Raw genomic sequence first — 12,974 nt, 5'->3', positions numbered from 1 at the left:
TGTGATTGTTAGAGGGATCAAAACAGCAATCACACAGCAAAAAAGCAGGCACAAAAATGATTACCTTACATTATCTACAATGCTCGCGCTCATTTCGTATATTGTGGGCATTAGAAGAACTGGGTTTGGATTGCCATGTTGAATATTATCAAAGGTCGTCCAGTTATACCGCGCCAGAAAGCCTAAAACAGATTCACCCATTGGGCAAAGCGCCAATTTTAGTGGATGATGGACAGGTGATTGTTGAATCTGCTGTGATTTTGGATTATCTGCAACAAAAGTATGATGAACAGCAAAGATTCAAACCACAAAGTGCTAAAGATCAGATGCAATATGCTTATTGGATGCATTATGCAGAAGGCTCTCTGATGCCATTATTGGTGATGACTTTGGTGATGAATAGTGTAAGTAAACACGTGCCGTGGGTGATTCGCCCAATTGCTCAGAAGATTACAGATGGTGTTAAAGCCGGTTTTGTTCGCCCGCGTGTAAAAGAGCATATTCTTTATCTTGAGAATTATTTGTCAGAACATGATTATTTTGCAGGGGATTTTTCTTTTGCTGATATTCAGATGGCATTCCCACTCATCGCTATTCAAAATCGATTACATGGCAAATATCCGCATATTCAAGCTTTTGTACAACGTGTTCAGGAGCGTGCAGCCTTTCAACGCACAGAGCAAAAGAGTTTAGATTCTGAATGTGCATGAGTGGTTGAGATGCAAAAAAGGAACGATTTTTCGTTCCTTTTTTATTTAAAATCATGTGACTAGCGTTTAATGACAATCGAATCAATGCCACTATGCTGTAGTGTTTGTTGTGCAGCTAAAGCAGCTTCTTGGCTATCATACGGACCAGAAAACACGCGGTACCATGTCTGACCATTTTCAACAGTTCTCACCACATCGGCAGACAATCCATTTAGAATAATTTCTGCACGACGCGCATCTGCGCTATCAGGATCAGGATAGCTACGGACTTGTAGAATATAGGTGGTCGGTGCAGGCGGTGTTTGCTCACTTGCGGTGAGATTGGCTGAATCTTCTGTTGTTTCGACTCTAGGTGATTCAATAATCACAATATTGCCTTGTTGTTTGGTTTCAGGCACAGCTTGTTGTGGAATCGGAGTCACTTGTTGTTGTGGCAACAAGTCGTAGAAACGATAATCTTTGTTGGTGTTTTCTTCTTGATAGTGTTCAGCAGGCACCTGAGTTTTTGTAGGGACAGGTTGCCATGGCTGCCAGAGCATCAACATGACTGCGGCACATAGGATCGCTAGAATGGCGACAAACATGCCTAGCCATTTCGGAATAAGCGGTTTTTTGGGCTTATTTGGTCGTTCAGATACACCACGTTGCGTTTTTCCAAACACCTGAAATTCCTCTTGATTCTATTATGTTATTTCTAGCTTGAATCTTTTGAGAAACAAAGCATTATGTTTAAAATAATGCTTTGTTTACTGTATTTTACTTACTCTTGTGTAAGAGTGTTGCTTTGCTTGTTACAGCTTACTCGAGCATATGAGCCATATATGGCGCAAGGTCTTGCGACCATGCAAAGCGTTGATTTGCTTACATTGTCTCAGGAGCGGATACACCCAGTAATGTTAAACCATTTCGAATCACTTGCTGTACGTTTATTGATAATAATAAACGGGCTTGTGATAATGAAATATTTGTTTCATCTACAAACTTCACACCATCTTGTGCATACCAACCATGGAATAGCGCAGCTAAATCTTTCAAATAAGTACCGATCTGATGTGGCTCACATACATTCGCAGCTCGTACCACAACTTCAGGATAAGCCGCTAATTTCGCAAGAATTTCTGTTTCAGTATCTAAAGTCAACAAATCAGCAACTTGTCGTGCAGATGTCACATCAAATGCAATGCCTTTTTCTTTAGCGCGATTCACAATACTGTTTACACGTGCATATGCATATTGAATGTAATACACCGCATTGTCTTTACTTTGTGAAACCGCAAGGTCTAAGTCAAAGTCAATGTGCTGCTCAGATTTACGCATCACGTAGTAGAAACGCGCAGCGTCGTTACCAACTTCCTTACGTAAATCACGCAAAGTCACGAACTGACCTGAACGAGATGACATTTGTACCATCTCGCCACCACGCCATAAGCTGACGAATTGAACCAAAAGAACAGTTAACTTCTTCGAGTCATAACCCATCGCATCAATCGCCGCTTTCACACGAGAGATATAACCGTGGTGGTCTGAACCCCAAATATCAATCAGGTCAGTATAACCACGTTGTAATTTATTGAGGTGGTAGGCAATGTCTGATGCAAAGTAAGTGGTTTGACCATTGCGACGCTTTACAACACGATCTTTTTCATCGCCAAATTCAGTCGATTTAAACCAGATGTTGCCATCTTTTTCATAGAGGAAGCCACGTTGATCTAAGGTTGCAAGTGCTTCATCAATTTTGTCGGCCAGTGATGCTTCGCTAAACCATTCATCAAAGGTTACGCCAAAGTCAGCAAGATCATCTTTGATGTCATCTAAAATGGCATGTAATGCTGCTTGATGGAAAACGCGGTAGCCTTCAGCTAACTGTTGTTGTGAGTTTGCGATTAAACCATCGATATGTTTTTCTTTATCACCAGAAAGCACAACTTTGTTGCCTTCAGCATCTAATTCTTCTGCGTATTGAACGTCTTCTGGCACATCTTTATAGATGTCAGCGACTGGGCGAACATGCGCATCACCATCTTGGTCAATAATGCTTTGTGCGATTTCTTTGACATAATCGCCTTGATAAGCATTTTTAGGAAAGACCAGTGTTTGACCCGTAAGTTCTAAATAACGTAAATAGGTTGAAGTTGCCAAAATATCCATTTGACGACCTGCATCGTTAACATAGTATTCACGGTCAACTTGAGCACCTGTGGCTTCTAATAGGTTTGCAACCGTCATACCATACGCTGCACCACGACCATGCCCGACATGTAGGCTAGAGGTTGGGTTTGCAGACACAAACTCGACTTGAATTTTTTTGGCTGCATTGGCTTGGCTGCGACCATATTGATCTTTTTGTGCATGAATCTGATCGAGCACAGCAAAGCGTTGGTCTGCATTTAAAAAGAAGTTAATAAAACCAGGACCTGCGATTTCTGCTTTGTTAATGTCAACGACTTCAGGCAGTGCTGCTAAAATCTTCTCAGCAAGATCACGTGGCTTCATGCCCGCCGCTTTAGAGCCGATCATGGCAATATTGGAAGCAAAGTCTCCGTGACTTCGGTCTTTGGTACGGGTTAAATGGCTCGTGTTTGTCCAATCTGAAGGGAGTACACCTTGTTGTTGAAGGGATTGTACCGCATGATCAAGAGCTGCTTGTATTGCCGTATTCATAGTTACCGAAATAAATGTCGCGGAAAAACGTTAAATATAGCAAATTTTGATGGCTTAAGGGGAGAGTCTATGCAGGGAATTCACATATTCCGATCAATCTTTTTTGAGTGCTTTGTTTGGTGGCATTCATAAAGATGCTACACCAGCCAATGGCATAGCACCTTGCGGTTTTAATCTTCCAGAATTTGTTCTAGCAATGCATCACTTGGCGCAAAATAATAAGCACCATCCACAGCCGTGGTGAAGTGCAGTAAACGGTCATGAATACCATCACCTGCTGTCCCAAACATGCGTTTTAGCATCGCGTCAATAATACTCAAATTGTTGGTATACGCGACAAAGAATAGGCCTTGTTCACCTTTTCCATCACCATAAGGCAAGCTGTGGCGCAAGATTTCCATTTCCTCACCTTCATCATCCTCAACTACTGTACGAGCAACATGCGCATTTTCAGGTTTTATCTCGTCATCTAGCTCAATTGATTCAAGCTTGGTACGTCCAATCACATGTTCTTGTGCATCGACTTTCAGTTGTTGCCATTTCGCTAAATCGTGTACATAACGTTGTGCGAAAATAAAACTACCCTCTTGGAAGATACCAGCGGATTCGGGTAGCAATGTTGCTTCGGCACGATCATCGGGGAATTGTGGATTTTCAGTTCCGTCAATAAAACCAGTTAAATCACGACCATCAAATTGGCGGAAGCAAGCACGCTCATCGAGCACTTCAACTTTATCTTGAATACCTGCAAAGAACGATTGGCTCATTGCAAAGCATAAATCAGCCCGTGCACTTGCGATGTGAATAAATACATCTGCGGGCACCACAGGCATATTGAAAGCACCTTGCTCAGGATCAAGTTGTTTAAACCCATCAGGTGTTTGTGGGTACAATTTGGACCAAAGTTCAGGACCGAAGGCGATCGCAGTTTTGATCTGAGCATCTGGGTGTTGGGTGATCAAGCGATCACGAGTTAAAAGCAGCGCTGAAATTTGTCGTTTTAATTCAGCGATCGTTAAATCTTTTAAACGGAGAACAATAAAACGCGCATGATCAGAAGGTAGTGGAAGAATGACAGATTGAGCAGCCATTAAGATCTCCTTAGTCATTTTTAAGGCGGCAAAAAAAGGAGTCATTGTGCCTGATCTAAGCAGGACTTAACAATTTTTTTGTTCATTTTTTATCGACTAAAAAAAGTACTGCTTGCACTCAATAAAACGGTATAATTCAACTTTTATTTTGCTCTTTGATTATGTCTTTACAGGTCTGGTTTGCTTTTATGTTGGCATGCTGTGCGATTAGTGTTTCGCCGGGTGCAGGTGCAATTGCTTCGATGTCCAATGGCTTGAACTATGGGTTTAAGCATGGGTATTGGAATGTGATTGGATTACAGATTGCACTGCTGATTCAAATCATGATTGTTGCGGCTGGGGTAGGGGTGCTTTTTGCGACGACGCCATTGGCGTTTCAAGTGGTGAAGTGGTTTGGGGTGGGCTATCTGATCTATTTAGCATATCAACAGTGGACTGCACCGATTAAAACGATTCAGATTGAACATGAACAAAAGCATAAATCGGCCTTAAATCTAATGCTCAATGGTTTTGTGGTGAATATCAGTAATCCCAAAGCAATTGTGTTTTTATTGGCGGTGTTGCCTCAGTTTTTAGATTTATCTCGACCACAATGGCTGCAATATTTGATCATGGCGTCAACGATGGTGGCGATTGATCTGATAGTGATGGCGGGATATACCGGTTTGGCTTCAAAAGTATTGAGATTATTGCGTTCGCCTAGGCAACAAAAGTATTTAAATCGAGGCTTTGCGATGATGTTTGGTTGTGCCGCACTATTGCTTAGTGCGATTCAGCAATCAAGCTAAACAGGGTTAAATTGATTGCGATCGACTTTTTAATTTTTGTGCTGTGAAAATTAGCGCAAAACAAAGTGCCATACATAAGACAATACTTAAGCCAGTGGCAATGTTTAATGCCGCACTTGACCATAGGCCAACCGTGATGCCAAATTGAGCCAATATAAATGCCCATATCACCATTTGTTTAGGGGAGTGTGCCAATAAGCGAGCGCTCAGCGCTGGGATGACTAATAAGGCACCCATCAGTAACGAACCGACTGCACGTAATGCCAGCACGGTAAACAATGCTAGTAGTAACATGAAAATCAAACGTTGCCAGTGTGCGTTTACGCCTTCACTCATGGCAACATCTGGGTCGATCGCAATTTGAATCTGTGCCGACCAAGAGCGATAAAGCGCGATAAGTGCGCCCGCAATCACCACAGCAAAGATTGGCAATTCAGCCCATTCAACACTGAGTAAATCACCAAACAAGTAGCTTAATAGTTCTGGACGTAAGCTTGGAATTTGTTGGATCAGTAATAAACCTGAACAAAGTAAGGTGGCTGAGCACAAAGCAAGCAGCGCATCATTGGGTAGGCGTGAATCATGCAAAATCCATAAAATAGCAACCAGCAAGACGGCTAAACACGCGACGCCCAACCAAAAAGGTAAATTCAGAATGCCTGCAATAGCAACACCAAGTAAGGTGCCGTGTGCCATGGTATCGGCGAAGAATGACATTCTGCGCCACAGCATCAAGCAGCCCAAAGGGGCGGTTAGAAATACCAGAAGTGTACCCATAATCCAAGCAGGGAGCAGCAGTTGTAACCATTCCATCATTGCTTAGACCTTTGGTTCAGGGTGAATGTGAGGGCGTGGGTCATGTGTACATGGTTCGACATGATCGCTATGTGCACAATCATCATGATGGTGTTGATAGAACATGCGTTGCGTCCCAAAAATAGCTTGGTATTCAGGATGTTGTTGAATGCTTTCAGGCAAACCGCTACAGCAAATATGTTTATTCAGACACACAACACGATGTGTCCCTTGCATGACCCATTGTAAGTCATGTGAAACCATCAGTACGGCACAACCATATCGCTCGGGCAAGCTGCGGACATATTCATATAGCTCTGCTTCAGATTGGATGTCTAAGCCTTGCATGGGCTCATCTAGCACCAAAATATCAGGTTGGCGCAATAAAGCACGCGCCAGTAACACGCGTTGACGTTCACCGCCAGAGAGTTGTTGTACTTTTGAATGTTGTAATTGAAGAATGCCTGTATCCGCCATGATTTCTTGGCGTAAACTTGCTGCACAAATTTCTAAATCGAGTAAGTCCTGAACCCGTAACGGTAGACTGGCAGATGGATTGAACTTCTGTGGAACATAGGCCATCTTAAGTTTTTTAGCAAAGTGAACTTTGCCTTGATTGGGCGACATGATGCCCAGTAATACTTTGATGAGTGTTGACTTGCCAGCGCCATTCGGACCAATCAGCGTCACAATTTCTTTTGCTTGTAGTGCAAAATCAACATTTCTCAAAATAACGCGCTCATCACGTTGGACAGAGATATTTTCCAACTGAATCAGGGGAGAGCTTACTGCGATTTGCTGCACTGATGACATTTTCCCGAAATTTCAATGATGCTGTGTTGAGCTGAAAATTGATCAGAGTGAGCAAGTTGATCAAGTTGTTGAAGCAGCCCTTGTGCGGAAGCCTCTTTGACAGAGCGGCATTCAGTACAAATTAAAAACGCAGCTTGATGTCCTTCACGTGGGTGGCAACACGGAATATAAGCATTAATAGACGTTAAACGATGGATCAGTCCCTTTTCTAATAAAAAATCCAATGTTCTGTATACCGTCGGCGGCGCAGCAGGGCGGTCTGCTTGACCTTTGATTTTTGCCAATAAGTCATAAGCACCCATAGGTGCAGATGCATTTAATATCAGTTCAAGGACTTCTTTACGTAGAGGAGTCAGTCGAGCGCCAGCTGCAGTACATAAAAGTTCTGCCTCTGCGAGTCGAGCTTTAATATCATGATGACCATGAACACCGTGTAAAGCGTTGTCATGTTCATGTGAGCAAGAACTCATAAATGGACCTCATTGTTTGCCTTGAGTCGGTTGATCTATCACGGATAAGCTTGTTGTCAAAATACCTTACGCTATAGATGACGGATGCCTAGTATCTATGAAGTGTCAACGGACCGTATATCATAACATGCAATTCATTTGGAACTAACTATATAAGTCGCCTGAGCAAGCATTGGCGTGATGAATATAAAAATAGACATAGGTATTTTTTAACTTTTGTTATATTATAACATGCTTTGCTAAGTTGAGTAGTGTTGTGATGTTGCGCCTTTTTCTGTTTGTCTCATTTTCAATGTTAAGCACATGGGGCTGGACACAAAGTTTAGTCGTTTCAACGCATCCTATTTATTTGATTGCAAAAGAAGTCACCAATGGGATAGAAACACCTGTTCTTTTACTCAGTGATCAAACTGGGCATGATGTGCAACTCACACCAGCACATCGCAAAGCAATTCAAGAGGCTTCTTTGGTGGTGTGGCTTGGTAAAGCACACGAAGCCCCATTAGAGAGATTGCTACATCAAAATCGTAAAGCCGTTGCGTTATTAGATATGGGGATCTTAACGATATTACCGCAACGTAATTTACGTGGTGCGTCACTAGAAAATACCATTGACAGTCATGTTTGGTTAGAACCAAATAATGCAGTACGTATTGCTTTTTTTATCGCGACATTACGTTCACAGCAGTACCCAGAAAATAAAGCCAAATACTTAGCCAATGCTAGAGATTTCGCACAACAGATGCGACAAGCTGCTCAACAGTATGAAGGAAGCAATAAAGCAAAACCTTATTGGTCATACCATGATGCTTATCAATACTTGGAACGCGCATTGAATTTAAAGTTTGCTGGTGCACTTACCAATGACCCACATATTGCGCCAACAGCTGCACAAATTAAATACTTAAAAGACAGTCGACCTAAGACACAAATGTGTTTATTGGCTGAAATTTCAGCCAGCAGTAGCCAGTATCGAAGACTGAATCCTGTCATTTTTGAGACTGTGGATGAAAGTATGAATGGTGAGGACAATTTTATCTCCGCTTGGAAGAAATTGGCTACAAAAACTGATAAATGTGTATTAAGTGCCCAAAATTAATCAGAAAATTAAAAAAGCGTTGACTCTATCGTCAGAAAATAGCGTGACGAAAAAAGCAGACTTAGGTCGAGAAAAGATTGCATGTTCAGGGGTGTAACTCTATAATGCCTGCGATTCGAAACGATCCGTATTAAAACTTGTCAAGCAGTTATGTTGTGAGTGGATAAAAAATGAGCCGGACTAGTCGATTGATTGACCGACGATTGGCAAAAGCTTTGGTCTTCTTACAAGCATGTATGATTCCAATTGCAGCTTTGCTGGCATGGATGATGAAAGATATAACTGCTGCGATGAGTGCTGTGCTTGGGGCTTCGGTTTGTTGGTTAGCACACTGTTATTTTGCTTGGCAGTCGTTTAGAACGGCGGGCGCAAGAGCATCAAAACAAGTCATGCTCAACATGTATCGAGGAATACTCGGCAAGTTTGCAATTGTGATCGTGGGTTTTATTTTAATTTTAAACAATGTTGAACCACTATCACCGGTTGCATTGTTTGGTGGATTTATCCTTGTTCAAGCGATGTCGTGGGTTGCGCCATTTTGGGTGACACGTCTGCAAAAACAAGTGTAAGACACTTTTTTGAGATTTTTGGAGGGTAGCGTGAGATATTCGCAGTTCGCAATATTCATTGCCCTTCTTTTAATGATTGACATTGACCAGGTGTGATTTATGGCTGCTGAAGAACATGCCCTGACTTCGACCGAGTATATCAAGCATCACTTGACCAATATGACCTATGGCAAAATGCCAGACGGCTCATGGAAGTTAGCTGAGACTGCTGAAGAAGCTCAATCGATGGGGTTCACTGCAATTCACTTGGATTCAATGGGTTGGTCTATCGGACTTGGCATCATTTTTTGCTTAATGTTCTGGATCGTTGCGAAAGCTGCAAATGCAGGTGTACCAACAAAATTCCAGTCTGCAATTGAAATGATTATCGAGTTTGTGGACTCAAGTGTTCGTGATACTTTCCACGGCAAATCGCGTTTAATTGCGCCATTGGCATTAACCATTTTCGTGTGGATTTTCCTCATGAACTTAATGGATTTAATCCCTGTTGACTGGATTCCTTATTTAGCTCAACAGATTGGTGCAAGTGTATTTGGTATGGACCCTCACCACGTTTACTTCAAGATCGTACCAACTACTGACCCGAACATTACCCTAGGTATGTCCTTGTCAGTATTTGCATTGATCTTGTTCTATAGTGTTCGTGAGAAAGGGATCGGCGGTTTCGTCGGTGAATTGGCACTTAACCCATTCAACCCAAGTAATAAATTTGCAAAAGCGTTATTGATTCCAGTGAACTTAATTTTGGAATTAGTAACTTTCCTTGCTCGTCCAGTTTCGTTGGCTCTTCGACTGTTCGGTAACATGTATGCGGGTGAGTTGATCTTCATCTTGATCGCATTATTACCGTTCTGGATCCAGTGGGCATTATCTGTGCCTTGGGCTATTTTCCACATTCTTGTAATCACGTTGCAAGCATTTATCTTTATGATGCTGACCATCGTTTACTTGAGCATGGCAAGCGAAAAGCATTAATGGTATTGCCTGATCATCAGTTGATGGTTGGGCTTAAATTTTAGTTTAATTTGGTAATAACCTAACCTCTGAGGAATTTTTCATGGAACTCACTTTAGGTCTAGTTGCAATTGCATCTGCTATCTTGATCGCTTTCGGTGCTTTAGGTACTGCGATTGGTTTCGGTCTTTTAGGTGGCCGCTTCTTAGAAGCTGTAGCTCGTCAACCAGAATTGGCTCCACAACTTCAAACTCGTATGTTCTTAATCGCGGGTCTTCTTGATGCTGTGCCTATGATCGGTGTTGGTATTGGCTTGTTCTTCATCTTCGCTAATCCATTTGTAGGTTAATAGCTTAATTCCTAAATCCACATATTGAGGAATAGCGAAATGAATATCAACCTCACATTGATTGGCCAAGCGATTGCATTTGCGGTATTTGTCGCATTCTGTATGAAGTTTGTTTGGCCACCATTAATCAATGCAATTAGTGAGCGTCAGCGTAAAATTGCTGATGGCTTAAATGCTGCTGAAAAAGCGAAAGCTGACCTTGCTGATGCACAATCACAAGTGAAGCAAGAGATCGACGCAGCAAAAGCACAAGCGGCTCAATTGATTGAACAAGCGAACCGTCGTGCAGCGCAATTGATCGAAGAAGCGCGTACCCAAGCTGCGGCTGAAGGTGAACGTATTCGTCAACAGGCGAAAGAAACTGTTGATCAAGACATCAATGCTGCTCGCGAAGAATTACGTCAACAAGTTGCTGCCTTGGCAGTTGATGGTGCAGAGAAAATTCTGAACCAACAAGTTGACGCAGAAGCTCATAATGCCATGCTGACTCAGCTGGCTGCTAAACTTTAAGCGAGGGAAATATGGCTGAATTCTTGACGTTGGCACGCCCATACGCTAAGGCAGCATTTGCTTATGCATCTGAGCAGAATGCAACTGACTCTTGGTCAAATGCGTTACAGCTGCTCAGTGCTGCGGTGCAAGATGAGGCATTTTCCGCTTATTTAAATCGTCCTGAGCTGACTCCTGCGGAGCAAGTAGGTCTTTTTGCTAAGATTCTAGGTGAAGATCAAACTCAATCGGTGTCGAACTTTCTGACACTGCTTGCAGATAATGATCGTTTAATATTGTTACCTGAAATCGCAGCAGAATATGAATTACTTAAATCGCAGAACAACAACACGTTGGAAGTAGAGATTCAATCTGCTTTCCCAATGGATGCGAAACAAGAGCATATTTTAGCTCATGCGTTAGAAAAACGTTTTAACAGAACAGTACATGTTACTGTGAACGTTGATCCAACGCTCATCGCAGGTGTTGTGATTCGTGCAGGCGACCAAGTGATAGATGACTCTGCGCTTAACAAGCTTGAAAAAATGCGGACTCGTCTTCTTGCCTAACAGCAAAAAGACTGAACTTAAAAAAGATTGAGGAATAGCGCAATGCAACAACTGAATCCATCCGAGATCAGTGCGCTCATTAAACAGCGTATCAGCGATCTGGACACCAGCGCGACCGCTAAGAATGAAGGTACCATCGTCATGGTATCTGACGGTATCGTGCGTATTCACGGTCTTGCAGATGCAATGTACGGTGAAATGATCGAATTCGACGGCGGCTTATTTGGTATGGCACTGAATCTAGAACAGGATTCAGTGGGTGCCGTTGTTTTAGGTAACTACCTAAGCCTTCAAGAAGGTCAAAAAGCTCGTTGTACAGGTCGTGTATTAGAAGTTCCGGTTGGTCCTGAACTTCTTGGCCGTGTCGTAGACGCTTTGGGTAACCCAATTGATGGTAAAGGCCCGATTGATGCAAAACTTACTGATGCTGTTGAAAAAGTAGCACCAGGTGTAATTTGGCGTCAGTCTGTCGACGAACCTGTTCAAACTGGTTATAAATCAGTTGATACCATGATTCCTGTGGGTCGTGGTCAGCGTGAGTTGATTATTGGTGACCGTCAAACTGGTAAAACAGCAATGGCGATCGATGCGATCATCGCTCAGAAAAGCTCTGGCATTAAATGTGTTTACGTTGCGATTGGTCAAAAACAATCAACAATTGCAAACGTAGTACGTAAGCTAGAAGAAACTGGCGCTATGGCGTATACAACTGTTGTCGCAGCTGCGGCCGCTGATCCTGCAGCAATGCAGTATTTAGCTCCGTATTCTGGTTGTACAATGGGTGAATACTTCCGTGATCGTGGTGAAGATGCGTTAATTATTTATGATGATTTGTCTAAGCAAGCAGTTGCTTATCGTCAAATCTCATTACTTTTACGTCGTCCACCAGGTCGTGAAGCATATCCAGGTGACGTATTCTATCTTCACTCTCGTCTTCTTGAACGTGCTTCGCGCGTTTCTGCTGACTATGTTGAGAAATTCACGAACGGTGAAGTTAAAGGCAAAACTGGTTCTTTGACTGCATTACCGATCATTGAAACTCAAGCCGGTGACGTATCTGCATTCGTACCAACCAACGTAATTTCGATTACTGACGGTCAGATCTTCTTAGAAACATCATTATTCAACGCGGGTATTCGTCCTGCTGTGAACGCGGGTATCTCTGTATCGCGTGTTGGTGGTTCTGCTCAAACGAAGATCATCAAAAAATTGTCTGGCGGTATCCGTACTGCTTTAGCGCAATACCGTGAATTGGCTGCGTTTGCTCAGTTTGCTTCTGATCTTGATGAAGCAACACGTAAACAACTTGAGCATGGTCAACGTGTAACTGAGTTAATGAAGCAGAAACAATATGCGCCTTACTCAATTGCTGACCAAGCTGTTTCTGTTTATGCATCTAACGAAGGCTACATGTCTGACGTAGAAGTGAAGAAAATCGTAGACTTTGATGCTGCGTTAATCTCTTACTTCCGCTCTGAACAAACTGCGTTAATGCAACAGATCGATGAAACTGGTGATTATAACAAAGACATCGAAGCGGCAATCAAAGCAGGTATTGAGAGCTTCAAAGCGACTCAAACTTACTAAGTTAAGCTTTAGTTAAGTTTGGTTCACGGA

15 protein-coding genes are annotated in these 12,974 nt (G+C 42.5%); 9 read left to right on the top strand and 6 right to left on the bottom strand.

Annotation, left to right across the window (positions count from 1 at the left end; translation table 11 throughout):
• Positions 1-56 precede the first annotated feature (56 nt).
• A complete protein-coding gene (locus MMO38_RS12340; RefSeq protein ID WP_005194573.1) occupies positions 57-710 on the top strand; it encodes a glutathione S-transferase in 654 nt (217 codons plus the stop codon).
• A gap of 59 nt (positions 711-769) precedes the next feature.
• Here the strand turns inward: MMO38_RS12340 and MMO38_RS12335 are convergent, their stop codons facing one another.
• From MMO38_RS12335 to MMO38_RS12325, 3 genes are all read right to left on the bottom strand, one after another.
• Entirely contained in the window at positions 770-1,372 is a 603-nt protein-coding gene (locus MMO38_RS12335; RefSeq protein WP_005194574.1) for an SPOR domain-containing protein, read from the bottom strand.
• Positions 1,373-1,571: 199 nt separating this feature from the next.
• Positions 1,572-3,371, bottom strand: coding sequence for an arginine--tRNA ligase (gene argS, locus MMO38_RS12330; RefSeq protein ID WP_241323721.1), 1,800 nt, complete (start codon positions 3,369-3,371; stop codon positions 1,572-1,574).
• A gap of 170 nt (positions 3,372-3,541) precedes the next feature.
• Positions 3,542-4,462, bottom strand: a complete 921-nt coding sequence (locus MMO38_RS12325; protein WP_241323720.1) for a Dyp-type peroxidase — start codon at positions 4,460-4,462, stop codon at positions 3,542-3,544.
• 161 nt (positions 4,463-4,623) lie between these two features.
• Here MMO38_RS12325 and MMO38_RS12320 point away from each other — a divergent pair, with 161 nt between their 5' ends.
• Entirely contained in the window at positions 4,624-5,250 is a 627-nt protein-coding gene (locus tag MMO38_RS12320; RefSeq protein ID WP_241323719.1) for a LysE family transporter, read from the top strand.
• A 6-nt stretch (positions 5,251-5,256) separates the two neighbouring features.
• Here the strand turns inward: MMO38_RS12320 and znuB are convergent, their stop codons facing one another.
• Genes znuB through MMO38_RS12305 form a run of 3 tightly spaced genes read right to left on the bottom strand, consistent with a single transcriptional unit; the run spans position 5,257 to position 7,328 of the window.
• Positions 5,257-6,066, bottom strand: coding sequence for a zinc ABC transporter permease subunit ZnuB (znuB, locus tag MMO38_RS12315; RefSeq protein ID WP_005194582.1), 810 nt, complete (start codon positions 6,064-6,066; stop codon positions 5,257-5,259).
• Positions 6,067-6,069: 3 nt separating this feature from the next.
• On the bottom strand, positions 6,070-6,858 hold the full coding sequence (gene znuC / locus MMO38_RS12310; RefSeq protein ID WP_004668102.1) for a zinc ABC transporter ATP-binding protein ZnuC: 789 nt from the start codon (positions 6,856-6,858) through the stop codon (positions 6,070-6,072).
• Positions 6,831-7,328: a transcriptional repressor gene (locus MMO38_RS12305; protein ID WP_241323718.1), complete on the bottom strand. Its 498-nt coding sequence runs from the start codon at positions 7,326-7,328 to the stop codon at positions 6,831-6,833. The genes znuC and MMO38_RS12305 overlap by 28 nt, the downstream gene beginning before the upstream one ends.
• A gap of 259 nt (positions 7,329-7,587) precedes the next feature.
• On the opposite strand from MMO38_RS12305, the gene MMO38_RS12300 reads away from it, so the two are divergent.
• The 7 genes from MMO38_RS12300 to atpA all read left to right on the top strand — a co-directional run bounded on the left by MMO38_RS12300 (position 7,588) and on the right by atpA (position 12,944).
• Positions 7,588-8,427 carry a zinc ABC transporter substrate-binding protein gene (locus MMO38_RS12300; protein ID WP_004668104.1) on the top strand — a complete coding sequence of 280 codons (840 nt, stop codon included), beginning with the start codon at positions 7,588-7,590 and terminating at the stop codon, positions 8,425-8,427.
• A 170-nt stretch (positions 8,428-8,597) separates the two neighbouring features.
• On the top strand, positions 8,598-8,996 hold the full coding sequence (locus MMO38_RS12295; protein WP_241323717.1) for an ATP synthase subunit I: 399 nt from the start codon (positions 8,598-8,600) through the stop codon (positions 8,994-8,996).
• A 99-nt stretch (positions 8,997-9,095) separates the two neighbouring features.
• Positions 9,096-9,971, top strand: coding sequence for a F0F1 ATP synthase subunit A (gene atpB / locus MMO38_RS12290; protein ID WP_004668106.1), 876 nt, complete (start codon positions 9,096-9,098; stop codon positions 9,969-9,971).
• A gap of 82 nt (positions 9,972-10,053) precedes the next feature.
• Positions 10,054-10,299, top strand: coding sequence for a F0F1 ATP synthase subunit C (gene atpE, locus MMO38_RS12285; RefSeq protein WP_000424060.1), 246 nt, complete (start codon positions 10,054-10,056; stop codon positions 10,297-10,299).
• 39 nt (positions 10,300-10,338) lie between these two features.
• The gene (locus MMO38_RS12280) at positions 10,339-10,809 is read left to right on the top strand and encodes a F0F1 ATP synthase subunit B (protein WP_004668107.1); all 471 of its coding nucleotides are present in this window, start codon (positions 10,339-10,341) and stop codon (positions 10,807-10,809) included.
• Between the two features lie 11 nt (positions 10,810-10,820).
• Complete coding sequence (locus MMO38_RS12275) at positions 10,821-11,357, top strand: F0F1 ATP synthase subunit delta (protein WP_241323716.1); 537 nt, start codon at positions 10,821-10,823, stop codon at positions 11,355-11,357.
• A gap of 42 nt (positions 11,358-11,399) precedes the next feature.
• The gene (atpA, locus tag MMO38_RS12270) at positions 11,400-12,944 is read left to right on the top strand and encodes a F0F1 ATP synthase subunit alpha (protein ID WP_241323715.1); all 1,545 of its coding nucleotides are present in this window, start codon (positions 11,400-11,402) and stop codon (positions 12,942-12,944) included.
• Positions 12,945-12,974: the final 30 nt, after the last annotated feature.

Source organism: Acinetobacter sp. NIPH 1852 (assembly GCF_022549455.1).
Lineage (GTDB): Bacteria > Pseudomonadota > Gammaproteobacteria > Pseudomonadales > Moraxellaceae > Acinetobacter.
Note: the sequence above shows the minus strand (reverse complement) of the source record. Positions and strands in the feature narration are given on the sequence as shown.

What these genes read in the sequence shown, in the direction of transcription:
- MMO38_RS12340 (WP_005194573.1), top strand. Translation starts at nt 57, where the DNA reads ATGATTACCTTACATTATCTACAATGCTCGCGCTCATTTCGTATATTG.
- argS (WP_241323721.1), bottom strand. Translation starts at nt 3,371, where the DNA reads ATGAATACGGCAATACAAGCAGCTCTTGATCATGCGGTACAATCCCTT.
- MMO38_RS12325 (WP_241323720.1), bottom strand. Translation starts at nt 4,462, where the DNA reads ATGGCTGCTCAATCTGTCATTCTTCCACTACCTTCTGATCATGCGCGT.
- MMO38_RS12320 (WP_241323719.1), top strand. Translation starts at nt 4,624, where the DNA reads ATGTCTTTACAGGTCTGGTTTGCTTTTATGTTGGCATGCTGTGCGATT.
- znuB (WP_005194582.1), bottom strand. Translation starts at nt 6,066, where the DNA reads ATGATGGAATGGTTACAACTGCTGCTCCCTGCTTGGATTATGGGTACA.
- znuC (WP_004668102.1), bottom strand. Translation starts at nt 6,858, where the DNA reads ATGTCATCAGTGCAGCAAATCGCAGTAAGCTCTCCCCTGATTCAGTTG.
- MMO38_RS12305 (WP_241323718.1), bottom strand. Translation starts at nt 7,328, where the DNA reads ATGAGTTCTTGCTCACATGAACATGACAACGCTTTACACGGTGTTCAT.
- MMO38_RS12300 (WP_004668104.1), top strand. Translation starts at nt 7,588, where the DNA reads ATGTTGCGCCTTTTTCTGTTTGTCTCATTTTCAATGTTAAGCACATGG.
- MMO38_RS12295 (WP_241323717.1), top strand. Translation starts at nt 8,598, where the DNA reads ATGAGCCGGACTAGTCGATTGATTGACCGACGATTGGCAAAAGCTTTG.
- atpB (WP_004668106.1), top strand. Translation starts at nt 9,096, where the DNA reads ATGGCTGCTGAAGAACATGCCCTGACTTCGACCGAGTATATCAAGCAT.
- atpE (WP_000424060.1), top strand. Translation starts at nt 10,054, where the DNA reads ATGGAACTCACTTTAGGTCTAGTTGCAATTGCATCTGCTATCTTGATC.
- MMO38_RS12280 (WP_004668107.1), top strand. Translation starts at nt 10,339, where the DNA reads ATGAATATCAACCTCACATTGATTGGCCAAGCGATTGCATTTGCGGTA.
- MMO38_RS12275 (WP_241323716.1), top strand. Translation starts at nt 10,821, where the DNA reads ATGGCTGAATTCTTGACGTTGGCACGCCCATACGCTAAGGCAGCATTT.
- atpA (WP_241323715.1), top strand. Translation starts at nt 11,400, where the DNA reads ATGCAACAACTGAATCCATCCGAGATCAGTGCGCTCATTAAACAGCGT.